The sequence below is a fragment of the Halomonas sp. BC1 genome (assembly GCF_002078135.1).
GTDB classification, from domain to species: domain Bacteria; phylum Pseudomonadota; class Gammaproteobacteria; order Pseudomonadales; family Halomonadaceae; genus Vreelandella; species Vreelandella stevensii.
In genome coordinates this window covers 557,435-581,296 of the sequence record NZ_LFGS01000004.1, presented here as the reverse complement: position 1 = coordinate 581,296, position 23,862 = coordinate 557,435, and the positions used below count along the sequence as shown (strand labels likewise).

27 protein-coding genes and 1 pseudogene are annotated in these 23,862 nt (G+C 61.9%); 16 read left to right on the top strand and 12 right to left on the bottom strand.

The window, feature by feature from the left end:
* Nucleotides 1-449, bottom strand: a 449-nt coding sequence (locus B7L72_RS04270; protein WP_139788437.1) for a glycerate kinase, incomplete at its 3' end; no start/stop codon positions are given.
* Nucleotides 450-566: 117 nt separating this feature from the next.
* On the opposite strand from B7L72_RS04270, the gene B7L72_RS04265 reads away from it, so the two are divergent.
* The 4 genes from B7L72_RS04265 (at nucleotide 567) to B7L72_RS04250 (ending at nucleotide 3,254) form a co-directional block, all read left to right on the top strand.
* Nucleotides 567-1,127, top strand: a complete 561-nt coding sequence (locus tag B7L72_RS04265) for a hypothetical protein (protein WP_081136385.1) — start codon at nucleotides 567-569, stop codon at nucleotides 1,125-1,127.
* A complete protein-coding gene (locus tag B7L72_RS04260) occupies nucleotides 1,124-1,489 on the top strand; it encodes a hypothetical protein (RefSeq protein WP_081136383.1) in 366 nt (121 codons plus the stop codon). Before B7L72_RS04265 ends, B7L72_RS04260 begins: the two co-directional genes overlap by 4 nt.
* Before the next feature lie 29 nt (nucleotides 1,490-1,518).
* A complete protein-coding gene (locus B7L72_RS04255; RefSeq protein ID WP_081192740.1) occupies nucleotides 1,519-2,160 on the top strand; it encodes a DUF1007 family protein in 642 nt (213 codons plus the stop codon).
* A 62-nt stretch (nucleotides 2,161-2,222) separates the two neighbouring features.
* Nucleotides 2,223-3,254, top strand: coding sequence for a nickel/cobalt transporter (locus B7L72_RS04250; protein ID WP_081192738.1), 1,032 nt, complete (start codon nucleotides 2,223-2,225; stop codon nucleotides 3,252-3,254).
* A 6-nt stretch (nucleotides 3,255-3,260) separates the two neighbouring features.
* Here B7L72_RS04250 and B7L72_RS04245 read toward each other — a convergent pair whose 3' ends face one another.
* Nucleotides 3,261-3,680: an HIT domain-containing protein gene (locus B7L72_RS04245; RefSeq protein WP_081192736.1), complete on the bottom strand. Its 420-nt coding sequence runs from the start codon at nucleotides 3,678-3,680 to the stop codon at nucleotides 3,261-3,263.
* Between the two features lie 153 nt (nucleotides 3,681-3,833).
* Between B7L72_RS04245 and B7L72_RS04240 the strand changes: the two genes are divergently transcribed.
* Entirely contained in the window at nucleotides 3,834-3,965 is a 132-nt protein-coding gene (locus B7L72_RS04240) for an entericidin A/B family lipoprotein (RefSeq protein WP_039182850.1), read from the top strand.
* Between the two features lie 94 nt (nucleotides 3,966-4,059).
* Complete coding sequence (locus B7L72_RS04235; protein ID WP_081136378.1) at nucleotides 4,060-4,410, top strand: I78 family peptidase inhibitor; 351 nt, start codon at nucleotides 4,060-4,062, stop codon at nucleotides 4,408-4,410.
* Here the strand turns inward: B7L72_RS04235 and B7L72_RS19075 are convergent.
* Nucleotides 4,407-4,487 (bottom strand): annotated as a pseudogene (locus B7L72_RS19075) (LysE family translocator); the annotation flags it as partial. The gene B7L72_RS04235 and the pseudogene B7L72_RS19075 overlap by 4 nt on opposite strands.
* Between B7L72_RS19075 and B7L72_RS04230 the strand changes: the two are divergent.
* Nucleotides 4,450-4,830: a hypothetical protein gene (locus B7L72_RS04230; protein ID WP_176212828.1), complete on the top strand. Its 381-nt coding sequence runs from the start codon at nucleotides 4,450-4,452 to the stop codon at nucleotides 4,828-4,830. The pseudogene B7L72_RS19075 and the gene B7L72_RS04230 sit on opposite strands and share 38 nt — an antisense overlap.
* Here B7L72_RS04230 and B7L72_RS04225 read toward each other — a convergent pair.
* From B7L72_RS04225 to B7L72_RS04195, 7 genes are all read right to left on the bottom strand, one after another.
* Entirely contained in the window at nucleotides 4,784-5,788 is a 1,005-nt protein-coding gene (locus B7L72_RS04225) for a hypothetical protein (protein ID WP_081192734.1), read from the bottom strand. The genes B7L72_RS04230 and B7L72_RS04225 overlap by 47 nt on opposite strands.
* A 33-nt stretch (nucleotides 5,789-5,821) precedes the next feature.
* Nucleotides 5,822-6,340 (bottom strand): acyl-CoA thioesterase, encoded by a 519-nt coding sequence (locus B7L72_RS04220; protein ID WP_081192732.1) that lies wholly within the window; start codon nucleotides 6,338-6,340, stop codon nucleotides 5,822-5,824.
* Between the two features lie 87 nt (nucleotides 6,341-6,427).
* Entirely contained in the window at nucleotides 6,428-7,738 is a 1,311-nt protein-coding gene (locus tag B7L72_RS04215) for a short-chain fatty acid transporter (RefSeq protein WP_039182868.1), read from the bottom strand.
* 152 nt (nucleotides 7,739-7,890) lie between these two features.
* On the bottom strand, nucleotides 7,891-9,195 hold the full coding sequence (locus B7L72_RS04210; protein WP_081192730.1) for an MATE family efflux transporter: 1,305 nt from the start codon (nucleotides 9,193-9,195) through the stop codon (nucleotides 7,891-7,893).
* A 3-nt stretch (nucleotides 9,196-9,198) separates the two neighbouring features.
* Nucleotides 9,199-9,447, bottom strand: coding sequence for a YfhL family 4Fe-4S dicluster ferredoxin (locus B7L72_RS04205; RefSeq protein ID WP_016916102.1), 249 nt, complete (start codon nucleotides 9,445-9,447; stop codon nucleotides 9,199-9,201).
* A gap of 72 nt (nucleotides 9,448-9,519) precedes the next feature.
* On the bottom strand, nucleotides 9,520-10,014 hold the full coding sequence (gene coaD / locus B7L72_RS04200) for a pantetheine-phosphate adenylyltransferase (protein ID WP_081192728.1): 495 nt from the start codon (nucleotides 10,012-10,014) through the stop codon (nucleotides 9,520-9,522).
* Nucleotides 10,011-11,894: a beta-ketoacyl synthase gene (locus tag B7L72_RS04195; protein ID WP_081192726.1), complete on the bottom strand. Its 1,884-nt coding sequence runs from the start codon at nucleotides 11,892-11,894 to the stop codon at nucleotides 10,011-10,013. The genes coaD and B7L72_RS04195 overlap by 4 nt, the downstream gene beginning before the upstream one ends.
* A gap of 219 nt (nucleotides 11,895-12,113) precedes the next feature.
* Between B7L72_RS04195 and trmB the strand changes: the two genes are divergently transcribed.
* The 5 genes from trmB (at nucleotide 12,114) to B7L72_RS04170 (ending at nucleotide 18,821) form a co-directional block, all read left to right on the top strand.
* Nucleotides 12,114-12,779: a tRNA (guanine(46)-N(7))-methyltransferase TrmB gene (trmB, locus tag B7L72_RS04190; protein WP_081192724.1), complete on the top strand. Its 666-nt coding sequence runs from the start codon at nucleotides 12,114-12,116 to the stop codon at nucleotides 12,777-12,779.
* A 75-nt stretch (nucleotides 12,780-12,854) separates the two neighbouring features.
* A complete protein-coding gene (gene dacB / locus B7L72_RS04185; protein WP_081192723.1) occupies nucleotides 12,855-14,333 on the top strand; it encodes a D-alanyl-D-alanine carboxypeptidase/D-alanyl-D-alanine endopeptidase in 1,479 nt (492 codons plus the stop codon).
* 25 nt (nucleotides 14,334-14,358) lie between these two features.
* The gene (locus B7L72_RS04180) at nucleotides 14,359-14,730 is read left to right on the top strand and encodes a diacylglycerol kinase (RefSeq protein ID WP_016916107.1); all 372 of its coding nucleotides are present in this window, start codon (nucleotides 14,359-14,361) and stop codon (nucleotides 14,728-14,730) included.
* Nucleotides 14,731-14,840: 110 nt separating this feature from the next.
* Nucleotides 14,841-17,807 (top strand): bifunctional [glutamate--ammonia ligase]-adenylyl-L-tyrosine phosphorylase/[glutamate--ammonia-ligase] adenylyltransferase, encoded by a 2,967-nt coding sequence (gene glnE, locus B7L72_RS04175; protein ID WP_081192722.1) that lies wholly within the window; start codon nucleotides 14,841-14,843, stop codon nucleotides 17,805-17,807.
* 120 nt (nucleotides 17,808-17,927) lie between these two features.
* A complete protein-coding gene (locus B7L72_RS04170) occupies nucleotides 17,928-18,821 on the top strand; it encodes an AEC family transporter (RefSeq protein WP_081192721.1) in 894 nt (297 codons plus the stop codon).
* Between the two features lie 28 nt (nucleotides 18,822-18,849).
* Here the strand turns inward: B7L72_RS04170 and B7L72_RS04165 are convergent, their stop codons facing one another.
* Nucleotides 18,850-19,233, bottom strand: a complete 384-nt coding sequence (locus B7L72_RS04165) for a hypothetical protein (protein ID WP_081192720.1) — start codon at nucleotides 19,231-19,233, stop codon at nucleotides 18,850-18,852.
* Nucleotides 19,234-19,440: 207 nt separating this feature from the next.
* Here B7L72_RS04165 and B7L72_RS04160 point away from each other — a divergent pair, with 207 nt between their 5' ends.
* Nucleotides 19,441-21,060 carry a BCCT family transporter gene (locus B7L72_RS04160; protein WP_081192719.1) on the top strand — a complete coding sequence of 540 codons (1,620 nt, stop codon included), beginning with the start codon at nucleotides 19,441-19,443 and terminating at the stop codon, nucleotides 21,058-21,060.
* A 78-nt stretch (nucleotides 21,061-21,138) separates the two neighbouring features.
* Complete coding sequence (locus B7L72_RS18480; RefSeq protein ID WP_176212827.1) at nucleotides 21,139-21,285, top strand: hypothetical protein; 147 nt, start codon at nucleotides 21,139-21,141, stop codon at nucleotides 21,283-21,285.
* Between the two features lie 138 nt (nucleotides 21,286-21,423).
* Here B7L72_RS18480 and B7L72_RS04155 read toward each other — a convergent pair whose 3' ends face one another.
* The gene (locus B7L72_RS04155) at nucleotides 21,424-21,726 is read right to left on the bottom strand and encodes a GGDEF domain-containing protein (RefSeq protein ID WP_254893757.1); all 303 of its coding nucleotides are present in this window, start codon (nucleotides 21,724-21,726) and stop codon (nucleotides 21,424-21,426) included.
* Between the two features lie 74 nt (nucleotides 21,727-21,800).
* Here B7L72_RS04155 and B7L72_RS04150 point away from each other — a divergent pair, with 74 nt between their 5' ends.
* The gene (locus B7L72_RS04150; protein WP_081192717.1) at nucleotides 21,801-23,147 is read left to right on the top strand and encodes an MFS transporter; all 1,347 of its coding nucleotides are present in this window, start codon (nucleotides 21,801-21,803) and stop codon (nucleotides 23,145-23,147) included.
* A 16-nt stretch (nucleotides 23,148-23,163) separates the two neighbouring features.
* Nucleotides 23,164-23,679 (top strand): retropepsin-like aspartic protease family protein, encoded by a 516-nt coding sequence (locus B7L72_RS04145; RefSeq protein ID WP_081192715.1) that lies wholly within the window; start codon nucleotides 23,164-23,166, stop codon nucleotides 23,677-23,679.
* The last annotated feature ends 183 nt before the right edge of the window (nucleotides 23,680-23,862 follow it).

The window sequence follows — 23,862 nt, the reverse complement described above, 5'->3', positions numbered from 1 at the left end:
CCCAGCGCCTGAAGCATGCCGGCGCCCGCATCGTTGGTGGCGCTACCGCCCAACAGGAGCAGGGCCTGGGTGGCGCCGGCGTCCAGGGCCGCCAGGAACAGTTCGCCCACGCCATGGGTGCTGGTGTGCAGGGCATTGCGCTCGTCGCTGTTCAAGTGCTGCAAGCCGCTGGCTTCTGCCAGCTCGATAAACGCGGTACGCTGCTCGCCAAGCCAGCCCCAGCGGGCCTGGCGGGGTCTGCCCAGGGCATCTTGAACGGTGAGCGTGCGACACTCTGCCTGAGTGGCTGCCATCAAGGCATCCAGGCTGCCCTCGCCGCCATCGGCCAGCGGGCAGAGGTGCGTGATGGCCGAGGGTGCCGCCCGTGTAATGCCGTGTGCCATGGCCTGGGCCGCTTGTTCGGCGCTCAGGGCATCCTTAAAACTATCCGGGCAAAGCAGTACATTCATCGCACAACCTCCTTGAAACGTTGTCTCAGCGTATTGTCGTTCTTTTTCGTGTTAGCCTGCGAGCTTAGCGTGCTGCTGGACCGCACACCAGTCGCACAAAGGGCAAGAGGAATTCACATGAAGGTTATCCCGATCAGCATGACCTGCCTGCTGGCCTTGGCCGGCTGCCAGACAGTGCCAGACCGCTTGCCCCAGGCCGAGCCTGGGCCTGCTGCGGCCTGTGCATTCCCGGTCCATCAGGCAGCCGACTCCCTGGCGGCGGTCACTCGTGCTGTCGATGTGCTGGAAGCGTGGGGCTTTAGCCTGGACGCCACCGACACTCGGCTTGGCCTGGTCAGCGCCTCCCGCGAGCGCGAGCTGGTGGGATATTATGACCGTTATGATTATTACTCCCCCTACGGCAGCGGCTTCCGGCTGTTTGGCGGGATGGGCGTGGGACGCGGCTCCAGCATCGGCCTGGGAGTCGGCGGGCGTTTTGGTGCGGGCGCCGGGCAAACGCCCACGGAAGTGGAGCGTGTATCGGTGCTGGTCAGTGACGCGCAGCTACGCCTGTCTCGGGACATTCGCCGTTTCGATCACTTCGGTGAGCAGCGCGAGGCCTACAGCGCCAGTAACGATGACTTTTGCGGACGCTTTCAAACAGCCTTTCAACAGGCCCAGGGGCAGGGGGGCTTATGAGCCGTTTCATCAAGTGGGGAGCCGCGCTGGTCACACTGCTGTGGCTGGCCGGATGTGCAACGACGCAGCCGCTGGAAAGCCGCGATTTGCACTACCGTGCCGATACCGAGCAGACGTTCCGTGAGGCCGTCGCGATGATGATCGAACAGGGGTATGTGGTGCGCCATGCCGATATGTCCCTGGGGCGGGCGGAAGCGGTGCTGGCCCGCTGGCCCGGCTACCGGTTGCAGCTTCAAGTGAGCGAATCGGGCGGCGGCACGCGGGTGCGGGTATCTGCGCTCAGCGGCAGTCAGCCGATTCCCCCCTATGTGCTGGACCCGTGGCTGGTGGAGTTACAAAGCAGATTAGGAGAGTTACCGTGACGTGGAAAACAGCCAACCGCTGGAGGTGGATGAAAGGGGTAGCCTTGGGCATGGGCCTTGGGCTGGCCAGTGGTAACGTATGGGCGCACCCCCATAGCTGGATCGATCTCAGCATACGCGTGATCACCAACGAGGCGGGTGAGGCCACTGGCGTGCATCAAACCTGGCGCATGGATCCGTTTTACAGCCTGGTGGTGTTCGAGGAGCTGCAGCAGGTGCCCGGCGCGTCGCTGGAAGAGGGCCTGGACCAGCTGGGCAGCGATATCCGCGACAATCTGGTGCCCCAGCACTACTTTACCGAGCTGCGTATCAACCGCGAGCGGCTGGCCTTTGGCGAGGTGACGGAGTATACCGCCATGGAGCGGGATGGCCGTTTGACCTTCATGTTCATACTGCCCCTGGAGAGCCCTCAGCCGTTGCAAGGCAACGTGCTGGAGTACCAGGTCTTTGACCCTACCTATTACATCGAAGTGGTGCATGAGGCCGATAACGATGGCCCCAGCAAGGGGGCGCTGGTGTTGAATGGCGAGCCCGCCTGCGAGCTGAGCATCATCGCGGCCGATCCAGACCCCGAACTGGTGCTGCAGGCAGCCCTGCTGGACGTGGACGAAGAGGGTGAGCCGGGCCTGGGCCGCCACTTTGCCGAGACCGGCAGGGTGGATTGCCGCTGACGCAGACGCCTGCTATCGTATATCAATTTGTTACTTTATAACTTTTTTGCCGTGGAGGGAGGATGCCGGTAACACGACAACAGTTGGCCTGGGCAGCAGGCGGTATTCTGTGTGCCATCCTGTTGGTCTGGGTCGTGCAAAGCAATCTGCAGGGCGTCAGCTACCAGCTGTTGGGCTGGCAGCGCGACTTGCATCGCAGCCTGACGCTGGCCATCACGGAACTCTCCCGCACGCCGTCTACGGGTGCGTGGATGACGCTGCTGGGAGTCAGCTTCGCCTATGGCGTGTTTCATGCTGCGGGGCCTGGTCATGGCAAGGCGGTGCTGGCCACTTACCTGGCTTCCCATGGGGGAGCGACCCGGCGTGCACTGGGGCTGTCGTTTGCGGCTTCCTTGCTGCAGGGTGTGACGGCCATCGTCATGGTCGTGGTGCTGGTGCACGGGCTGGGGTGGCTCACTCGGCAGGCCATGGGGAGCGTGGTCTGGGTGGAACAAGCGAGCTTTCTGCTGGTGGCGCTGCTGGGCGTCTGGCTATGCTGGCGTGCCATCAGGCAACTGCGCCACGCCCATCGCGCGCAGGCACCGGTGGCCGAGCCCCACCATCATGAGCACAGCCACAGCCACAGCCACAGCCACAGCCACAGCCACAGCCACAGCCACGATCATGCCCACTGCTGCGGCGGAGCCCACCATATCGAGCCACAGCAGGCGCTGGAGTGGCGTACTGCGTTGATGACGGTGGGGGCCATTGGCATGCGCCCCTGTACCGGGGCCGTGTTGATGCTGGGGGCAGCCAGCCTGCTGGGGCAGTTCCATGTGGGGGTGGCCTCGGTGCTGGTCATGTCGCTAGGTACCGGCATCACCGTTTCGGCGCTGGCCATGGCCAGTATCGTGGCGCGGGGCTGGGCGACTCGGCGGCTGCAACGACAGCAGAGCCAGCAAGTGGTGGAGAAAGTCGCGGGGTGGGTCGCCCTCACGGGGGGCGCGCTGATCGTGGCGCTGGGCGTCTCCTTGTCGTTGGCGGGAGCAGCGCAGCCTGCCAGCGGCCCGCTGCTGAGCGAGCCGCCGAGTCGCAGTGTACTGCCCGGCGGCTGAGGCAGCCTAAACGCTCAAGCCATTGATCAGGGCGAGTAGCTGTTCACGCTGCTTGCCCTGGTCCGCAAGCTCATACGGCTCAGGCGTGCCGTTGCCCCATACCGGGGCTGGCCAGCTGGCATCGTCGCGGTAGCGGATCACTACGTGAAGGTGCAGTTGGCTCACCACATTGCCCAGTGTGGCGATATTGAGTTTGTCGCCGTGATAAGCCTCTTTCATGACCGCTCCCAGGGCCGAAGCTTCTCGCCACAGCTGTGCCTGGTCTGTGTCGCTTAGCTCGAAGACTTCGCTGACATCGTTGACGCGGGGCACCAGCACCACCCAAGGGTAACGGGCATCGTTCATAAGCAGCACACGACACAGGGGCAGGTCGGCCAGTGGGAAAGTGTCTGCTTCCAGGCGAGGGTCGAGAATCAGGTCGGCCAAGTGACGTCTCCAGGTGGGGCTTGATGGCAAGCGTAGGTTCAAGGCTGCAGCATAGCAGGCGAAATACCGAAAATCTGTTACGTTAAGACGGGAGCCGCTTCGTTCTCGACGAAGGGAGGCTCGAAGGCGACATCACTTGTTAAGGAGAACATGATGAAAAAATTACTGGCGACAAGTTTTATCCTGCTGATCACTGCCGGTGCGCTGGCGGGCTGTAATACCGTGGCAGGCGCAGGCCAGGATGTTCAGGAAGGTGGTCGTGCCGTTCAGGATGCCGCTAGCTGATCAAGGCGGGCTTTGAGCAAGCAAGGGTCAGGCAGTCATGCCTGACCCTTGCTTTTAGAGGACGACCATTAAGCGCTTTTCTTGAGGAACACGCATGCCACTTCCCCGTTTCACCTTCCGACATACACGTGCCCTGACGGCGCTGCTGGCTACCTTGCTGCTGGCCGCTTGTACGTCCCAGGCTCCCAGTGAGCCAGCCACCGAGCCTCCCGTAGTTGGCCGCACGCCGGTGGATGCCGAGGCGGTCTGTGATGCCGATGCCGTGGCCCATGCCATTGGCGCCTCTTTTGACGAGGCCCTTGTCGAAGCGCTGCGCGACGAGAGCGGTTCCCGTCATGTACGGGTATTGCGGCCTGACAGCGCCGCGACCATGGATTACCGGGAAGATCGTTTGAACATTGTGCTGGGCAGTGACGAGCTGATCGAGGCCGTGCGCTGCGGCTAACGCAGTATCAGCCACACGCAGGCAGCGGTGAGCACCCCCATGGTGATGTTGAAGGCCCGCCATGCCCGGTCGCTCTTCGTCTTCGATACGCTCCATGAGCGGGAGAGCGGCCTGACCGACCTCAGCTTGAGCCTGCCGCCGCCTCATCCATTGAGAGCCCAGGCGCTGAGTACGGCGCTGCATGCCCTGAGCGGCGACCCAGAGGTACTGACACGCGGAATTACCTACTCCGGCGCGCAAGGGAGCGAGCACCATCGCCAGCTGCTGGCACGCTGGCTGGGCCGGCTTGGCATGGCCCTGGCGGCCGACGAGCTGCTGGTGACCCAAGGGGGCCACCACGACCGTGTGATGCCAGGGCCCGTGGCCAGCCGCCTCACTCGTAGCGATCTTTCCAGCGCTGTCGCGCTACCTGCTCCTTGAGCATCTCCAGAATATCCAGCAGCACCTGCTCGGTTACCTGCTGGCTACCCTGGTCGACCTGCAGCCAGCTATCGAAGCTGCTATCGGCAGTCTGCTCCAGCATCTGGCGAAAGGCTGGGGAGTGCAGCTGCTGAGCAATCTCGTCCACCAGCCGCTGGGCCACGCCGCTCAGCGACGCTTCCAGAGCGCTGGAAGCCGCGTGGCCCATGGGCAGGCGCTGCAGGCGACGGATCTCCGGGCTTTCGCGCAGCGTGCGGCTGACCAGCTCGCTGATGGTGGTCTGGATGGCGCTGCGGTTTTGCTGATAGGCCTGCCCTGCGGTGGCTTCCAGGCGCTGGGTGATCTCATGGATCAGCTGGCGTTTGCGCGGCATGATGACCCGCTCGATGACCCGCTCCGAGAGGGAGTCGCTGGCCGTGATCTGCTGTTGAACGTTGCCCAGCAGGCGCAGAGCGATACGGTCCGAGAGCTCTTCCAGCAGAATGTCGTAATACTTGGCAAAGAAGCGGTAAAGCGGCCACTGAGTGACCGTGATGAGGCCAAGCCGATGCAAGCGGTGCAGCAGCGACACCACGCGCAGGATGCGCAGCAGCCGGAAGCCGCCCACCGGAATACAGCCCAGTACGTCGTACCAGTGGACGAACGGGTAGAAAAACCAGCGGTGATAGCGCCGTTCGGCGATGGCCACCGTCCAGCCCAGCAGGACATCGGCCACGAACAGGCCGACAAACATCAGGTCGATGGTGGTGAAGCGGCTATGGATCGCCGTGTCGTAGGCCGCATGGGCGCTCGGGGCCATGGCGGAGAAGGCTTGATTGAGCGGCTCGATCAGAAACAGCGAGTCGAACAGCAGCAGGCTCAAATTCACGGCCACTGCGGTCAGGATCAGCAAATCCCAGCCGATGTGTGCGTATTCGACCCCCTTGGGCAGATGGGGGTAGCGCCGCCTGATGGGCATGGTGACTCCTTGTCATGACGAATAGGGCAGCGACTAGCGCTGCCGGTGATACTGTTGGGCCCGCTCCTCTTCCTGTTCGGCCTGCTTGCGCAGCTTCTTGCGCAGGGCGGCTTTTTCGAAGCGCAGCTTCTGTAGCGGCGTCTCCAGTGCCAGCGGCGGCACGCGAGCCGGTTTGCCCTGCTCGTCCACGGCCACCATGGTCAGGTAGCAGCTGTTGGTGTGGCGTATCAGCTTGGCGCGAATGTCTTCCGCCACCACTTTGATGCCGATCTCCATGGAGGAGCGGCCAACGTGATTGACGCTGGCCAAAAAGGTGACCAGCTCACCCACATGGATGGGCTGCTTGAACAGGACCTGATCCACCGAGAGCGTCACCACGTAGTGGCCCGAGTAGCGGCTGGCACAGGCATAAGCCACCTCGTCCAGCTTCTTCAGGATAGCACCGCCATGTACTTTGCCACTGAAATTGGCCATGTCGGGGGTCATCAGGACCGTCATGGACAGTTCGTGCTGGCCAGGCAGTGGGCTGTGTTCAAGCGTCGTGTCGGTCATGGAGATCACCTTGTGAAAGCCAAAAAATACCCGCCCCCCTGGCGCGCTGGCCGAGTGAGGCGGGTGGTCAACAGCGTAGCGGGTGGCTTAGAACCAGACCAGCCCTACCGAGATGATCGCGCCGGTAATGAACAGCTGGATCAGGCAGAAGCCCATGATGTCCTTGGCCTTGAGCCCGGCAATGGCCAGTACCGGCAGCGCCCAGAAGGGTTGCAGCAGGTTGGTCCAGGCGTCGCCCCAGGCAACCGCCATGGCGACCCGAGCGATATCCGCTCCGAGTGCTTCGGCCGCCGGTAGCATGACCGGTGCTTGAACGGCCCACTGGCCGCCGCCGGAGGGCACGAACAGGTTGACGATACCGGCGCTGATGAACGACCAGAACGGCAGCGAGTTAGCCGTGGCAAACGAGACCAGCCACTCCGACATGCTCTGCGCCAGGCCCGACTGCACCATGATGGCCATGATCCCCGCATAGAAAGGGAACTGGATGACGATGCCCGCGCCGCCCTTGATGGCTTCGTTCAGGCTGGTAAGCAGGTTGCGCGGCGTGCGGTGCAGTACGATCGCCAGGAACAGGAACATGAAATTCACCACGTTCAGGTTCAAGCTGCCGCCGCGCAGCAGGAAGTGGTCCAGCAAGAACAGCAGGCCAGGTACACCCACCAGCAGGGCCAGCGGCATGCTGTTTTCGAGCTTTTCGGCGGGGCGGGTAATGCGACCGACGGGCTCGGGCTCGTCATCCAGCAGCCTGGGGTCTACATACACGCTGTCCTTTTCATCCGGCAGCATCAGGCGATTGACCAGCGGTACGGCAATGAACAGACACACCACGATGGCCAGGTTGAAGAAGGCAAAAATCGTCGAGCTGGTACTGATGACGCCGATCTGATCGGCGGAGAAATGCCCCTCGGTGGCGATGGTGAGCGGCACCGAGCCAGCCAGCCCGCCGTGCCAGACCACGAAGCCGGAGTAGGCGCTGGCCACCAGCAGGCGATAGTCCACTTTGATCAGGCGGGCCAGCTCCTTGGCGAACAGGGCACCGACGACCAGGCCGAAGCCCCAGTTGATCCAGCTGGCGGCTAGCGATACCAGGGTGACCAGAATGATAGCCCCGCCCGGCGTTTTGGCGGTACCGGCAATTTTCTGCAGGATGCGCTTGACCGGCGGCGAGCTGGCCAGCATGAAGCCGGTGACCAGTACCAGCAGCATCTGCATGGAGAAGGTCAGCAGGCCCCAGAAGCCATCTCCCCACATGCGCAGTACGGCCAGGGGCGTTTGTCGCTCGACGGCGATGGCCGCTACCGCCGCTACCAGGGTCAGCAGCAGCACAAATATATACGGGTCGGGTAAATAGCGTTCGACCAGCTTGACCGCCGGTTTCGAGATGAGTTTTAGCATGCAGTGCTCTCTTTATTCGTTATTAGGAAGTGCGCGGCTAATATACGGCGGTGCGGCATAATTTTCACCCCTCGACGACTCATGGAGCGGCCCCCTCAAGCTCACGTTAGCGTAATTGGCCAAAGCCGCCCGTTGTGGGCTTCAACGCTAGCTTAGCGAGCTGGATGGTCGCACCACCGGGTGCGCCGGTAGTGGCGGTAATAGAGAATCAGCACCAGCGAACGTGTCACGGTGAACAGGGTGAGTGCCAGCCACAGGCCATGATTGCCAGCATCCTGCAGCCACCACCAGCAGGGCAGGTAGACGGCCAGCCCGGCAAAGATGCTGTTACGCATTTGGCTGACGGCGGTGGTACCAATGAAAACGCCGTCCAGCAGGTAGCTCCACACGGCGATCAACGGCATCAGCACCATCCAGGGTAGATAGACGGCGGCCACCGCGCGCACTTCTTCCAGCCCGGTGAGCAGGGCAATTAGCTGGTTGCCGAACAGGGCAAACAGCAGGGCGGCGGCCCCGGCGGTCCAGAAGGAGAAGCGTGCCGCGGCCCGGACGGTGGCGGCGAACGCTGACCAATCACGGCGCCCGTAGGCTCTGCCCACCAGCGATTCTGCGGCGTGGGCAAAGCCATCCAGGGCGTAGCTGGTCAGCATGATGAACTGCAGCAGCACGGCGTTGGCGGCCAGCACGGTATCCCCCTGGCGAGCCCCCTGGGCGGTGAAGAATGCCATGGCGAACAGCAGCCCCAGGGTGCGCACGAACAGGTTGGCGTTGACATTGAACAGCGCCGCATAGGCGCTCCATGCCAGCAGCCGCTGGCGCTGAAAGTGGCCCTCGAGAAGCCCCAGTTGGCGCATCACCAGATAACCGCCAAACGCCAGCGCGCTGTAGTCGGCCAGTACGCTGGCCAGCGCAACGCCGTTGCTGGTCATGCCCAGCCCCACCACGAACCAAACATCCAGAAGGATGTTCACACCGTTGGTCAGTAGTAGGATCATCAGCGTCACTCGGGAATTCTGCTGCCCCAGAAACCAGCCCAGGATGGCATAGTTGGCCAGCACGGCAGGGGCCGACCAGAGTCGGATTTCAGCGTATTCCCGGGCCAGCGGGGTGGCCTCGGCGCTGCCGTCCAGCAGCCACAGCCCCAGCGAGATCAACGGGGAGCCCAGCAGGATCAGCAGCACGCCAATCCCAACGGCGATGATCAGCGATTGGCCCAGCAGGTTGCGTACATCGCTGGGCGCATCGCGCCCCATGGCTTGCGCCACCAGGCCAGTGGTGCCCATGCGCAGGAACCCGAATCCCCAATAGAGAAAGCTGAACAGGGTGGCCCCCAGCGTGACGCCTGCCAGATAGCGGGGGTCGGGCAGGTGGCCCACCACGGCGGTATCCACCAGTCCCAGCAGCGGAACGGTGATGTTGGAGAGAATAATGGGCCAGGCTAACGCCCAGATACGCACGGGTCAGGCTGCGGTGATGATGCGGTACTTCTCCATCAGCTGTGCCTGGGTCTCGGGGCGCTCCGGGTCCAGGGGAATACAGTCGACCGGGCACACCTGCTGGCACTGAGGTTCGTCGAAGTGGCCGACGCACTCGGTGCACAGGTTGGGATCGATGACATAGATCTCCTCGCCGGGAGAAATGGCATCGTTGGGGCATTCGGGTTCACAGACGTCGCAGTTAATGCATTCGTCAGTAATCATCAGGGCCATGGGCATACCTCACGAATGGCGGAACACTCGGGCGGTGATATACCCGAGTGTTTTACTCAACAATAGCGATGGCTAGTTAGTGTAGTGCTTACGCAGCGCCTCTGCGACCTGCGGATGCACCAGCGATGAAATATCGCCTCCCAGCTTGGCGATTTCACGCACGATGGTCGAGGAGATGTAGGAGTTTTCCACCGCAGGCGTCAGAAAGACACTTTCCAGCTCGGGGTTCTGGGCGCGATTCATGTTGGCCAGCTGTAGCTCGTACTCGAAATCCGAGACGGCGCGCAGGCCGCGCAGAATGATCGTCGCGCCCTGTTCGTGCATCATGGTGGTGAGCAGCGACGAGAAGCCGATCACCGACACGTTCTCCAGCGAGGCGCACACCTGCTGAGCCAGCGCGATGCGGGTCGGCAGCTCCAGCGCGGGGCGTTTGCCAGGGCTGGCCGCCACGGCGATGACCACCTGATCGAACATGCGCGCTCCACGCTCGATGAGATCGAAGTGGCCATTGGTGATGGGGTCGAAGGTACCGGGGTAGACCGCGATATTGCGGCGAGGGGCGCTCATGACTGCCCCTCGCCGTTCAGTGAGCCAAACGGGTTGTCGACGTTCAGCGATACTGCCTGGTGGTAGCCGGGGATATGAATGCGGTCGGCCCGGATATCCAGCTCCGGGCCTTCCAGCACGGCTTCGCCAAACTGGTAGCGCGGGGCGTAGTGGCCCTTGTCCGCCTCGCTGAGATACGCGGCGGCCTGGGCACGCACGGTTTCCCGCTTGGCTTTCCAGGCCTCCACGGCAGCGCTGCCATGGCGCTGGAGCAGCAGCTGCTCGGTGACCTGGGGGGACAGCACCACGCCGGTGGCGTTATTGCCACCAAACCCTTTGGCGTTGATGAAGGCGGCATCGGCGCTGAACGCCTGGGGCGTCGTGAAAAAGCGCAGCCGCTCGGCATAGACGTCATCGGCCACTGCATCCAGAGTGGGAATGCCCGGCAGCAGGCCGTGGGCGAAGCTGCCCAGGGCGCTGGCCAGCTGGTCGCCCGCCGCAGAGCCCTGGGAGTGGCCAATGAACGCCTTGATGGCCACCACCGGCCACTGCTCGATTCCGTTCGCACGGGCAATCTCATCGAACACATGGGATTCCGTGGTGCGGTTCTTGGGCGTGCTGGTGCCATGGGCATGCAGATAGGTACGCTCCTTGAGCGCGGTCTCTCCCAGCATGTTCCTGACCAGCGCCGCAGCCTTGCCCAGCGTGATGTAGTTGCCGATCCCCGGCGCCGAAATGGAGCGCTTGTAGCCGTCGGCGTTGACGAACACATCGGGGACGGCCCCCAGAATGTCGGCCCCCAGCGCCAGAGCCAGCGCATCGTCCATCAACAGCACGAACTGGCTGGCTTCGGCCATGGTGAAGCCGCAGTTGCGGGCAAACGGGCGGCATGCGCGCTGGTAGTCGGCATCGGTGAGCAGGGTCAGGGCGTCCAGGGCTTTCAAGCTGGCGTCGTCTGCCAGCGCGCCCATGGCCCGAAAGCCTTCGATGATCTCGGGGGTGATCGGCGCATCGGCGGTGCCGACCATGACCACTCGGCGGCGTCCGGCGCGAATATCGTCGATGCCTAGGCGCAGGTTGTAGAGGAAGCTGGCACAGGCACCCAGCGCCGCGCCGGTGCCACCCACGCTGCCCAGTACATAGGCATTGAGGAAATCGGCCGGCATCTGCCCATACCCCAGGGGCATCTGCTTGGACGTTGCGCGCTGCCCGCTGACCAGACTCTTCAGCAGCCCGCCCCAGCCTTCGTCATCCAATTGGCCAATCGAGTTGCCCGCATAGACGGCGATATGGTCAGGGTTGAGCTGCTGGCGCAGGGTCTCCCAGTCAAGGCCACTGGCGCCAAGGCAGTCGCTGGCCCCGAAAATGGCCATGGCCAGCCCGCGCGGGTGATGCACGCTGCGGTACAGGCTGGCCGGGTCGAACCCTGAGGGCAGCTGGGCAGCGGCCTTCACCTTGGGTTCCTGAGTATCGGGTAGCAGGACCTCCAGCATGCCCGCTGGCAGGGTCACTTCTACTTCTCGGGCGTCCAGTTCGCGTACTTCCCAGCCTTCCGGCAGCTGCTCGGGCAGCTGTTTGCGACGCAGCGTGACGCGCACGGGCTCGGCCAGCGCCAGCTCTGCACGGCGGTTGGCAGGCAGGCCCGGTGCCTGGAAGCGTGGATCCTCGTTACGGCGGATCAAGGTGTGGTCGAGCACCTGCTCACGCAGCAGGCTGGCAGGCGAGTCAATAGGCTGGCCTGTGCTGTCTTGCCATCCATGGTCGGAGTGCTCGGCGAGACGCATGAGCGCGGCCAAGCCTTCCAGTGTTTGGCGCTGCTGATCGGCGGGTAAGGCATCAAGCACGGTGCGGCGGAAGGCCTGATGGCCCGAGGTTCTGCCGGCGGGATTGATGCCGCCCATGCCGACAATCACCGGTAAGTGTGACAAGCCGGGTTCCTCGTGGTGCGGTGGTGTTTAATGACAATTATCGCCAGGAGGCCGTTTCACAGCGCCTGTCCTGAGCTTAATAGTGAGCTTGAACATCGACTCTGGCGTGATCATAGCACCGGGCGAGCAACGGCGTCATGCCGCGCAGCCGGGAGACTGGTAGAATCACGTTTTTTTCATGCAGAGGATGTCATGCAGCACACCTCACGATCGGTGACTTCCAACCAACCGGGGCCACACCAGGATGTGGTGCGGCGCGTCGAGCGTGCCCTGGCGCATCCGCTGCGCAAACCCATTGCCGACCATACTCGCCTGGCTTTCGAGCAGGCGGAGGCCTGGCGGCGACAGCATCCCGCACCGTTGATCATCGATGCAGGATGCGGGGTCGGGCTATCGACCCGCCGTTTGGCGCAGAGGTTCCCTGATCACTGTGTGATCGGCGTTGACCGCAGCGCAGATCGGCTGGGGCGAGATCACGGCGAGCTGCCGGGCAATGCGCTGCTGGTGCGCGCTGACCTGGTGGATTTCTGGCGTTTGGCGCGGGAAGCCCAGTGGGCGCCCGTGCGCCACTATCTGCTCTATCCCAACCCTTATCCCAAGTCGTCCCACTTGAAAATGCGCTGGCATGGTCACCCGGTTTTCCCCACACTGTTGGCGCTGGGTGGGCGGCTGGAGCTGCGCTCGAACTGGGACCTCTACGTGGAGGAGTTTGCCCAGGCCGTACAGGTGGTCACCGGTCGCGAGGCGGCGGTGGCCCGGGTAACGCCCAGCGGCGATTATCTGACGCCGTTCGAAGCCAAGTATGATCAAAGTGGCCAGGCGCTATGGCGCTTGACCATCGATTTAGAGCGGCCGTAGCGAGTCTCTTCCTGAGCATGGCCAGCGTTTTCCACGATGAATCTGTATTGATACTGTGCATTGAGGTAGTCCAACGTGACGTGTTTTTTTAATTTACCTGCGCGCTGGCTGCGTGGCAGTGTCGTGGCGGGTATCGCCAGTGCCGCACTCTGCGCCAGTACCTCCCTGTGGGCGGATTTCACTCGGTTGAGCCAGCTGGAGGCCAAAGGGTTTTCGGTGAGTGCCGAGGCGCGTCTGCTGGAGGGGGAGAGCCCTGGTGAGCTGCTGTTGGGAAGCCTGAACCCCGAGCGTCAGCTGTCGCCTGCGTCGGTGACCAAAGCTTATATGGCGGCAGCACTGCTCAACCGCTTTGGCCCCCAACACCGCTTTACCAGCCAGCTGGTGAGCACCGCGCCGGTGGAGAATGGCGTGCTTCGCGGCGATCTGGTGTTCGAGGGTGGCGGTGACCCTGGGCTGACCAGCGAAGACCTCTGGCGACTGGTGCAGCGCCTGCAGCTGGCAGGTGTCGAGCATGTGGACGGTGCGTTGGTGGTCAGCCAGTGGCGCTTTGGCCCGGTGGAGTGCATCACCACCGACCGCTGCAACGCACGCACGCGGGTCGCCAATGCTTACAGTGCGCCGCTGACCTCGGCGGGGGTCAACTTTGGTACCTGGTGCGTCAATGTGGCGCCCGCTACCACTGCTGGGCAGCCCGCGCGCACGGGCTTGTGCGACAGCGCCGCGCCGCTGATCGTGATCGACAATCAGGTCGTCACGCGCTCGGCCAATAGCGGCACGGAAATCAGCGCAGAGCGGATCACCGATGAGCGTGGCGACGTCATGCGCCTGACCGGGCAGATTTCCACCAACGCGGCGGCCCGGGATGTCTATCGTGGGGCTGGCGATGCGGCTGAGCAAACGGCACAGCTTCTGCTGGCCATGCTGAATCAGGCGGGGGTGACGGTACGTGACCCTTGGCGAGTGGGCTCGACGCGTCCGCCCAGCGAAGCGCGTCGTCTGGCGGCCGTCGACGGTCAGCCGTTGCAGGAGCTGCTGCTGCGGACGATGAACTATTCCAACAACTACATGGCCGATGTGCTGGCGCTGAACCTGGTGGAAACGCCCCAGGCACAGCTGCGTCAGGCGGGGCAGGCCATCGAGGCCTATGCCCAGGGGCTGTCTGGCCACGGCCCGATCACGCTTTCCAGCGGTAGCGGCTTGACCACGGACAACCGCACGTCGGCCCATGGTACTAACGTGATGCTGGAAGACATGTATCGTCAGAGCGCACTGTTTCCGAGCTTCGTGGCATCGTTTCAGTCGCCTGCCAACGGAGTGATGCGCTTCATTCGCCGCGGTTCGCCCACGTTCCAGAATAACGTCATGCTCAAGACCGGTACGCTGAATCAACCCTTTGCCGTGCGCGCAGTGGCGGGCTATTTCCGCACGGCGCAAGGGCGCTGGGGGGTGTTCAGCGTACTGGTCAACGGCAGCGGCAGTACCCCTTATCTGAGCTGGCCGGAAGTGCTCGACCCGCTCTCCCTGGATCTGGACGCCATGATCCTGGCTCATTAATCAACGTGCAGACGAGACAACGGGCATGAAGCCACAACACACCGGGTTAACCCATCTGGTTCACTCCACGCGCTACTCATGGAAAGGCCTGAAGGCCGCGTTTCGTAACGAAGCCGCCTTCCGTCAAGAGTTGGCCATTGCCGCCGTACTGCTGCCGTTTGCCTGGTGGATCGGCGAGGGCCCGGTCAGCTGGCTGCTGCTGGTGGGCAGCCTGCTGCTGGTACTGATCGTGGAGCTGTTGAACAGCGCCATCGAGAACGTGGTGGACCGTATTGGCACCGAACATCACGAACTCTCTGGCCGTGCCAAGGATATCGGCTCGGCGGCGGTCATGCTGTCACTCATCATGGCGGGGCTCACCTGGGGCCTGTTAGGCTGGGAGAAGTGGCTGGGCTGACCCGCTCCCATGGCCCAGACAAGCAATGAAAGGCCAGCAATGACAGACCCGTAATGACCGACAAGCAATGAGTCGTGTCACTTCGACGTGCGTTAGGCGCAGAGGTAGATATGCAGACACCGCAGGCTCTCTTTTCCACCACCACGTTGCCTGACGCACTGTCAGGCCCGGCCGCCGATGCTCGGCAGCGTCTCGTGGATGCCCTGACACAGGCCGACAACCTGGCCTCGATGACCGGCAAGGCACTGCCCTCTGGGCCATGGCATGACCTGCCAGAGGCGCGTCGTGAAGCGCTGGCCCGCGTGGTGACGGTCTCGACGTTCGCATTGGAAACCCTGGCGCGCTTTCCCCACTGGCTGGCCGAGCTGGAGGCTTCTGGGGAGCTGGACCGCGCTCCCGACAAGGCGACGCTCGTGCAGTGGCTGCACGACGCCCTGGCAGACTGCGAGGATGAGGAGAGCCTGCAGCGTGCCCTGCGCCGCTTTCGCCGTGCCCGTATGCTGGGCATCGTCTGGCGTGACCTGAACCGGCCTGCAGGCGCTACCATGTGGCAGACGGCACAGTCGGTTTCCTGGCTGGCAGAAGTGTGCATCGAGGCGGCACTGGGTTGGCTGGAAAACTTTTACGCCTCCCGGTGGGGGCTGCCTGACGTGCGAAGTGATGGCTCACCCCAGCGGCTGGTGGTGCTGGGCATGGGCAAGCTGGGCGCGGGCGAGCTGAACCTCTCCTCTGATATCGACCTGATCTTTGCTTTTCCCGAAAAAGGCGAAACCCAGGGAGGGCGCAAACCCCTCGAGCATCAGGAGTATTTTACCAAGCTCGGCCAGCGCTTGATTGCTGCCCTGGATGCCATGACGGCCGACGGTTTCGTGTTTCGCGTGGACATGCGTCTGCGCCCGTTGGGCGACGGCGGGCCGCTGGTGGGCAGCTTCTCGATGCTGGACAGCTACTATCAGGATCAGGGGCGTGAGTGGGAGCGCTACGCCATGCTCAAGGCGCGCCCCGTGGCAGGGGATATCGACGCCGGACAGACGCTGCTGGCGAGCCTGCGCCCGTTCGTCTATCGCCGCTATCTGGACTTCGGCGCCATCGAGTCGTTGCGCGAACTCAAGGCGATGATCAACCGGGAAGTCAAACGCAAGGGCATGGAGAGCAATATCAAGCTGGGGCCCGGGGGCATTCGCGAAGTCGAGTTCATCGTGCAGGCGTTTCAATTGATTCGCGGTGGGCGAGATACCGAGCTGCAAGTGACATCGCTGTACACGGCTCTCAATCGTCTGCCTGAATTGGGTTTGTTGCCCACTGCCGTGGTGGACGAGCTGCTGCCGGATTACGCCTTCTTGCGTGATCTGGAACATGCCATTCAAGCCCTGGAAGATCGCCAGACCCAGCAACTGCCTACCGATGACGATGATCGCGAGCGGGTTGCCTTCGCGCTGGGCTACGACGGCTGGTCATCCCTGAAGGAGCAGTTGAACCGCGTGCGTGAGCGGGTGCGTCGACACTTCGATGCCGTGATTGCCGACCCCGAAGAAGAAGCCGACGCGCCGCAGAGCGAAAACGCCCTGGCGCAGTGGCGCTTGCTGTGGCGCGAAGAGCTGGAGCCCGACGAGGCGCAGGCCTTGCTGGCCGGGGCAGGGTTCCATGAGCCTGAGCGAGCCCACAAGCGGCTGGTCAGCTTCTACCACTCACGGGCAGTGCAGAGCATGCAGCGCATTGGCTTCGAGCGGCTGGACGCCCTGATGCCGCTGCTGCTGGAGGCGTTGGCCAGCAGCGACGCGCCGGACACCGCCTTGGCGCGGGTGCAGCCCTTGATCGAGGCCGTGCTGCGGCGGACGGCCTATCTGGCGCTGCTGCGTGAAAACCCCCATGCGCTGGAGCATCTGATGCGGCTCTGCTGCGCTAGCCCCTGGATTGCCGAGCAGCTGGCCAGATACCCCATCCTGCTCGATGAGCTGCTCACCCCGGACACGCTCTACACGCCTGCCGACAAGGCGCGCCTTGCCGACGAGCTACGCCAGACGCTCAATCGCCTGCCCGAGGATGACGAAGAGACGCAGCTGGAAGCACTGCGGGTCTTCAAGCACGCCCAGATGCTGCACGTGGCGGCATCGGATGTGGTCGGTACGCGGCATCTGATGAAAGTGAGCGATTACCTCACCTTCATTGCGGAAGTGATTCTGGAAGCGGTGCTGGCCATGGCCTGGAAGCACTTGGCCCGCAAGCATGGCGTGCCCCCTGGTTGTAATAACCGTGAGCCGGCGTTTCTGATCATTGGCTATGGCAAGCTGGGCGGCATCGAGCTGGGCTACGGCTCGGATCTCGATCTGGTGTTCCTGCACGACAGCGACGGCAAGGGCGCTACCGATGGCCCGCGCCCGCTGGACACCCCGGTCTTTTTTACTCGCCTGGGGCAGCGCATCATTCACCTGCTGACGGCCATCACGCCTGCGGGCAGCCTCTACGAGGTGGATATGCGGCTGAGGCCTTCGGGCAACGCTGGTCTGCTGGTGACCTCGCTGGAGGCTTTCGCCGACTATCAGCGTCAGAATGCCTGGACCTGGGAGCACCAGGCGCTGGTGCGGGCCCGGGTAGTGGCGGGCAGTGACGCACTGGCCGCGCGCTTCGAGACGCTGCGTGGTGCGATTCTGGGCGTCGAACGTGCCCAGGACACCTTGCGCAGCGACGTGGTCAACATGCGCCACAAGATGCGTGACCATTTGGGCAGCAAGGGAGCGGCCAATACCGTGAGCACCGAGGGCACCTTCGACTTGAAACACGATGCGGGTGGCATGGTGGACATCGAATTCCTCTGCCAGTATGCCGTGCTGGCCTTTGCCCACCAGACGCCCGCGCTGCTGACCTACAGCGACAATATCCGCATTCTGGAAACCCTGGCCGATAGCGGGCATATCACCCCCAACGAAGCCGAACAGTTGAAAGAGGCTTACCTGGCTTACCGCAGCCGTACACACCGAGCCGCGCTGACCGGCGAAAAGGCAGAAGGAAGTGCCCGCGAGCTGGCGAGCCATCGTCGCGTGGTGGCGGACTTGTGGCAGCGTTTTCTGGGCGCATGATCCACCAAGGGCTAATGGGCAGCCGCAGGGATAAAAAGATAGCCTGTTAAGATAACAACAAGGACGACAGGACATGCATGCCACAACCCCAGCGGGCTCGCCGGTTCGGCAGGGCCGCCCATGACTGGCCACATACTCGCCACGCTGCTGCCGGTGTTCCTCATTGCTGGCTGCGGCGCTGCCTACGGGCGCTACCGCAGCCCCGACATTGGCAGTCTGAATACCCTGAACATGGAACTGTTCGTACCGCTGCTGGTATTTGCCGTACTGGCAGACCGCCAAGCGCCGCTGGCCGACTATGCCTGGCTGGCAACGGCGGCTGCCCTGGTGGTGCTGGGTTCCGGCCTGGTGCTGTGGCCAGTGGCCAAGTGGCTCTCGCTGGACATCAAGGTCTTCCTGCCGCCCATGATGTTCAACAACTCCGGCAACATGGGAGTGCCGCTACTGGTGCTTGCCTTTGGGCCCGAGGCGCTGCCCGCTGCCGTGGTGGTGTTCATCATCGAAATGCTGCTGCATTTTTCGGTAGGGCTCTACATGCTGGACCCGCGTACTTCCCTGTGGCGGATGCTGCGCATGCCCATCGTGGCTGCCAGTGTGGCAGGGCTGCTGGTCAATGTGGGGGGAGTGGCACTGCCCAGTTGGCTGTTGGAAGCCATGCACATGTTGGGAGGTATCTGTATCCCGCTGATGCTGTTTGCCTTGGGGGTACGGCTGCTGGAGATCGATTTCAGCGACTGGCGCACAGGGTTGCTGGGTGCCGTGCTGTGCCCGCTGTCGGGGCTGGTGGTTGCCTTTCCCTTGATGTGGCTACTGCCGTTGAACTCGCTGCAGACCGCCGTGCTACTGGTATTTGCAGTGCTACCCCCGGCAGTGCTCAACTATCTGGTCGCGGAACAGTACAAGCTGGAACCCCACAAGGTGGCTTCGCTGGTACTGATCGGTAATCTGGGCAGTCTGGTGGTCATGCCGCTGGCGTTGGCAGCGGCCTTTGCCTGGATACAAGCACCACCCTAGTGACGTGCTGGCCAGGTGACGTGCCGACTCAGTGGCGCGGCTCGTCCTTCACTTCATAGCTGCCTTCCAGAACGTCCTGGTGCGGGCGATGGCCATGAGATGCCTGGTTTTGGGAAGAAGCATGACGTTGAGAGGCATAGCCGCCACCGATATCCTGAGCCTGCTCGGCACGCATCTGTTCCATGCGCTTTTTCATCTTGTGGCGCACGAAGGGCATCATGGCCCAGCCGATCAGCAAAAATATCAGGCCCAGCACCATGCCGACGATCATCAGCGCCCCGAAGGCAAGCCAGGTCAGCAGCAGTTTGACGCTGCCCATGACGCCAGTGGGGCGTGACTGAGCAGCTCGGGCGCGCCACTGGTGCGCAGCTTGCCAGGCAGCATTACGTTGATCGCGATTCATCTGTGGCATATATGCCTCCATCGTTCATTTGCCTTATTGGAACATACCCCGATGGGCAAGTTCACTCTTGTGCTCGCCGTTTATCCGATTTGAAAATCAGTAAAGGCTAATTATGCAGCGTTAAACACCTGACATGCGGCTGCCCCCGTTGAGTGTTAGGATTTATGAGAACGCACCAGGAGAGTGCCAACCAAGTTCATTAACCAGGGTGGTGATATGACGAATCATGGAGGCAAGTCGGTATTTATCGCTTCGGCGATCATTATTTTCGGCTTGGTCATTATTGGCGCAGCGTTTCCAGAGGCCTTTGGCAGTGCGGCGGAAACGGCACTGGCAACCGTCACGGAACTGTTTGGCTGGTTTTATCTGTTTTCGGTCTTTGGCTTTGTCGTGTTCTTGATTGGTCTTGCACTGAGTAAATACGGCAAAGTGCGCCTTGGGCCACAGGATAGTACGCCCAGCTACAGCTTCTTTTCATGGATCAGTATGTTGCTGGCGGCTGGTTTTGGGGTAGGCCTGGTGTTTTACGGTATGGCCGAACCCATGTCGCACTATATCAACCCTCCCTACGGCGATGTGCCCGCCGAAAGCGAAGCTGCCGCCCGTTATGCCATTCAGTACAGCTATTTCAACTGGGGTATCCACCAGTGGGCGGCGTTTTCGGTCGTGGGCCTGATCATTGCCTATTTTCAGTTTCGCAAGGGCCAGGCGGGGCTGGTGTCGTCGGTTCTCTCTTCGGTCACCGCAAAACATCCACGAGTGCGCCCTTACGCGTCCTGGCTGGATGTGTTTGCGGTCGTGGCTACCGTCATGGGGGTCGCGACCTCGCTGGGGTTGGGCGTACTGCAGATGAACGGCGGCTTGAACGCCGTTTTTGGCTTGCCTGAAAACGGCTGGTGGCAGTTCGTGATCCTGCTGGTGATGTTCTGTGCCTACATGGCCTCCACCTGGTCAGGGCTGGATAAGGGTATCAAGCGGTTATCCAACCTCAACATGGTGCTGTGCATCAGCTTGATGGTCTATGTGCTGGTCACGGGGCCGACGGTGGCCATCCTGGAAACCATCACCTTGGGGATCGGTGACTATCTGCAGAACTTCATTGGCATGAGCCTGCGTATTTCCCCCTATAGTGATAACGAGTGGGCCAGCAGCTGGACGATCTTTTACTGGGCTTGGGTGATTGCCTGGTCTCCCTTCGTCGGCACCTTCGTGGCTCGTGTTTCACGTGGGCGTACGATCAAGGAGTACGTGTTTGGGGTGCTTTTCGTGCCGCCGCTGTTGGCCTGCCTGTGGATCGGGGTGTTTGGCGGTGCCGCTTTGAACCTGGAGCTCAACGGTGATGTGGGGCTGGCGGCGGCCACGGAAGCGAATATCACGGTGGCATTGTTCGAGATGTTTGCCCTGATGCCGTTTTCTGGCGTGCTCTCGGTCATTGCCATGATGTTGATCTTCATTTTCCTGGTGACTTCGGCGGATTCGGCGTCGTACATCGTGGCGCAAATGACCGACAACGGCTCGATCAACCCGCCTCTTTACAAGCGCATTATCTGGGGCGTCTTGATTGCCGCGATATGCCTGACGCTGATCGTGGCAGGCGGGCTTTCAGGCCTGCAGTCTGCAGCCGTGCTTGCGGCGCTACCGTTTACGTTCATTTTGTATATGATGATTGTCGTCCTGGTGCGGGAGCTGCGTGCTGATCGTAAAGCCATGCTGACCCAGCTGTATCGGCGTCATGGTGAAACCCCGGTGGGAGCCGATGCCTTCGAGGCCGAGCAACTGGGTGAAGAAGAGCGGCTGCGTCGTGCACCCAGCGTCGTCAACAGACGTATCAAATAGTGAGCGTTGTGTCGCCGCCATAACGTCGACATATAACCACAATGGCGCAGAGGAAGCACTGATGGAACAGGTGTGCTAATGGCTCGACAGGGGCGTCACGGAGCCACGCGAAGGCAGCCCAAAGGTGTTGCCTTCGACCGTTGGCTGGATCGTATCGTGACCGTCGCCGTAGCGACCGCTATGGTGGTGGGACTCTCCGCCGTCCTGGCGCACTGGCTGCTGTAACGAGCTGCTGAGTGCCATCGAGCAACGCCCGGCTAAGCCGGGCGTTTTTGCGTTTCGATGCGGTTTCGGCCACGGCGCTTGGCATGGTAGAGCTGCTGGTCGGCCCTGCTGAGCAATTCGTCATGACCCAAGGGATGGTCAGGGGGGCGTTGCAATGCCCATGCTGGCGGTCAAGTGCGAATGCGTGGTGGAATAAGCATGGGGAATGGCCAAGGCAAGAATGGCCTGACGTAGGCAGTGGGCGGTTTGCATGGCTTCATCGGCATCCACGCCGGGAAGCACACACACAAACTCTTCCCCGCCGTAACGTGCCAGCAGGTCGCGGTGCGGTGTGATGCAGCCATTGAGCGCCTCAGCGACAGCACGCAGCGTGTCGTCACCCATGGCGTGGCCATAGTGATCGTTGAACTCCTTGAAGTTGTCGATATCGATAAAAATCACCGACAAGGGCTGATGCTGGCGTGCACAGCGTTGCCACTGCTAATCTTGAGCTTCTTTTCCTGTGAGTCCTTTATATGCTGCCCAGTGCTGCGCCAGTGATTAAAACGCCTTATGCTTCCCGCCGGGAAATTTTCGGCTGGGCAATGTTCGATTTTGCCAATCAGGCCTATACGTTATTAATTATTACCGTGGTATTTGGCGAGCTGTTTACCACCGTCATTGTGGGGGACCGCAATGACGGCTTTCGCCTGGCCAACTTTTTGTGGAGCCTTGCGCTGGCGATCAGTTATCTGATGGTGGTGATCACGGCTCCCTTGTGTGGCGCGATCATGGATTATCGTGCCGAGAAGAAGCGCTTTCTGTTCTTCAGCTATCTGGCCACGGTGCTGACCACCGCCATGCTCTATTTCGTGACGCCAGGCTACGTGGTGTTGGGGCTGCTGCTGATCGTGCTTTCGAACTATGCCTACTCCATGGGCGAATCGTTCATTGCTGCCTTTCTTCCCGAGTTGGGCCCACCGGATGCATTGGGACGGATTTCCGGGTTTGGCTGGGCGTTAGGCTATGTGGGTGGACTGGTGGCTGCAGGTTTCACGCTGATGGTGCTGGGCGAGGCGACGGCGGATAATTTCGAGCAGATCCGCTGGGTGGGGCCCTTCGCAGCCGGGTTCTTCCTGGTGGCGGCAATCCCTACGTTCCTGTGGCTGAAAGAGCGTGGCATACCGCAGCCCGCTGGCGTCCCTTACCGTCAGATTGCTCGGCAGCGGATCATGGGCACCTTTCATGAGCTGCGTTACTTCAAGGATTTGAGCATTTTTCTGGTGTCGCTGCTGTTCTCCATGGCCGGTGTTTACATCATCATCGCTTTTGCCTTTATTTACGGGGCCCAGGTCATTGGCTGGGATGAGAGCGTACGCAATATCATGTTCATCATCGTCCAGGTGACCGCGGCCACCGGGGCCATCGGTTTTGGCTTTTTGCAGGATCGCCTGGGCGCCAAACGCACTTATCAGATCACCCTGGGGCTATGGGTAGCCGCCATCGTCGCCATTTGGGCCACGCCTGAACTCACGGCCTGGTTGAATGGCCGTTTCGGGCTGGAGTGGCAGGCGCAGCATCTCTTCCTGTGGGTAGGCTGTCTGGCGGGCTTGAGCCTGGGATCCAGCCAGTCCGCCAGCCGTGCCCTGGTGGGGGTCTTTTCCCCGTTGCCGAAATCTGCCGAATTTTTTGGTTTCTGGGGGCTGGCCAACAAGCTCGCAGGGGTGATGGGCATCGTCATGCTGGGGGTGTTGCAGGCCCTGATAGGCCTTCAGGCCTCCATTCTTCTGTGTGTGGTGCTGTTCATAACGGCTATGCTGATTTGTATGTTCGTGAACGAACGACGGGGTCGCGATGCAGCGGCGGCCTGGAAAAGCTCCTGAACTCGTGAGGTACGTCATGACGACAGCCAAGTCACAGCAGGGCGGTATCGTCATGATGCTGCTGTTCTGGGTGCTGCTGATCGGTGTCGGCACCTGGTGGGTCCAGGGCGGGCTCGAGCAGATGCTGTACCCCAATGCCCAGATCATGAATACGTCGCCGGAGAATGGCCCTGTCACGCTCAAGCGCAACCGTGCCGGCCACTTTGAAGCGCCGGGTGAGATCAACGGCGAAAGCGTTACGTTCCTGCTGGATACCGGCGCGACCTATGTGGCCGTGCCCGGGGAGTTGGCAGCGCAGCTGGGCCTGGAGCCTGGTCGACGTGCCTGGTTCAATACTGCCAATGGCCGTGTCGAAGGCAGCCTGACTCAGCTGGATGAAGTGGCGCTGGGCGGCATCCGCATGAGTAACGTGCAAGGCTCCATCAGCCTAGGCATGGAGCGGGATACCGTCCTGTTGGGCATGAGCTTTTTGAATCACTTGGCCATCGAGATTCGCGGTGGTGAAATGATTCTACGTGTGCCAGAACCTTGAACCAACCTTGTGCGCTTGCCTAACATGTGCTTAGCTAAATGCTCACGGATGCAACCCAACAAGGAGTTACCATGGGTATTGAAGTCGGCGGTTTGTTAGGTTTGATTTGGCTCGTCATTGTCGTGTGGGCCATCGTCAAGGTCGCCAAGAGTTCGGCGGGCGGCCTTGCCAAATTGCTATGGA

Excerpts from the sequence above, each read along its gene's own strand:
- B7L72_RS04265 (WP_081136385.1), top strand. The coding sequence starts at position 567 with ATGAAGGTTATCCCGATCAGCATGACCTGCCTGCTGGCCTTGGCCGGC.
- B7L72_RS04260 (WP_081136383.1), top strand. The coding sequence starts at position 1,124 with ATGAGCCGTTTCATCAAGTGGGGAGCCGCGCTGGTCACACTGCTGTGG.
- B7L72_RS04255 (WP_081192740.1), top strand. The coding sequence starts at position 1,519 with ATGAAAGGGGTAGCCTTGGGCATGGGCCTTGGGCTGGCCAGTGGTAAC.
- B7L72_RS04250 (WP_081192738.1), top strand. The coding sequence starts at position 2,223 with ATGCCGGTAACACGACAACAGTTGGCCTGGGCAGCAGGCGGTATTCTG.
- B7L72_RS04240 (WP_039182850.1), top strand. The coding sequence starts at position 3,834 with ATGAAAAAATTACTGGCGACAAGTTTTATCCTGCTGATCACTGCCGGT.
- B7L72_RS04235 (WP_081136378.1), top strand. The coding sequence starts at position 4,060 with ATGCCACTTCCCCGTTTCACCTTCCGACATACACGTGCCCTGACGGCG.
- B7L72_RS04230 (WP_176212828.1), top strand. The coding sequence starts at position 4,450 with ATGGTGATGTTGAAGGCCCGCCATGCCCGGTCGCTCTTCGTCTTCGAT.
- B7L72_RS04225 (WP_081192734.1), bottom strand. The coding sequence starts at position 5,788 with ATGCCCATCAGGCGGCGCTACCCCCATCTGCCCAAGGGGGTCGAATAC.
- B7L72_RS04220 (WP_081192732.1), bottom strand. The coding sequence starts at position 6,340 with ATGACCGACACGACGCTTGAACACAGCCCACTGCCTGGCCAGCACGAA.
- B7L72_RS04215 (WP_039182868.1), bottom strand. The coding sequence starts at position 7,738 with ATGCTAAAACTCATCTCGAAACCGGCGGTCAAGCTGGTCGAACGCTAT.
- B7L72_RS04205 (WP_016916102.1), bottom strand. The coding sequence starts at position 9,447 with ATGGCCCTGATGATTACTGACGAATGCATTAACTGCGACGTCTGTGAA.
- coaD (WP_081192728.1), bottom strand. The coding sequence starts at position 10,014 with ATGAGCGCCCCTCGCCGCAATATCGCGGTCTACCCCGGTACCTTCGAC.
- B7L72_RS04195 (WP_081192726.1), bottom strand. The coding sequence starts at position 11,894 with ATGGGCGGCATCAATCCCGCCGGCAGAACCTCGGGCCATCAGGCCTTC.
- trmB (WP_081192724.1), top strand. The coding sequence starts at position 12,114 with ATGCAGCACACCTCACGATCGGTGACTTCCAACCAACCGGGGCCACAC.
- B7L72_RS04180 (WP_016916107.1), top strand. The coding sequence starts at position 14,359 with ATGAAGCCACAACACACCGGGTTAACCCATCTGGTTCACTCCACGCGC.
- glnE (WP_081192722.1), top strand. The coding sequence starts at position 14,841 with ATGCAGACACCGCAGGCTCTCTTTTCCACCACCACGTTGCCTGACGCA.
- B7L72_RS04170 (WP_081192721.1), top strand. The coding sequence starts at position 17,928 with ATGACTGGCCACATACTCGCCACGCTGCTGCCGGTGTTCCTCATTGCT.
- B7L72_RS04165 (WP_081192720.1), bottom strand. The coding sequence starts at position 19,233 with ATGCCACAGATGAATCGCGATCAACGTAATGCTGCCTGGCAAGCTGCG.
- B7L72_RS04160 (WP_081192719.1), top strand. The coding sequence starts at position 19,441 with ATGACGAATCATGGAGGCAAGTCGGTATTTATCGCTTCGGCGATCATT.
- B7L72_RS18480 (WP_176212827.1), top strand. The coding sequence starts at position 21,139 with ATGGCTCGACAGGGGCGTCACGGAGCCACGCGAAGGCAGCCCAAAGGT.
- B7L72_RS04150 (WP_081192717.1), top strand. The coding sequence starts at position 21,801 with ATGCTGCCCAGTGCTGCGCCAGTGATTAAAACGCCTTATGCTTCCCGC.
- B7L72_RS04145 (WP_081192715.1), top strand. The coding sequence starts at position 23,164 with ATGACGACAGCCAAGTCACAGCAGGGCGGTATCGTCATGATGCTGCTG.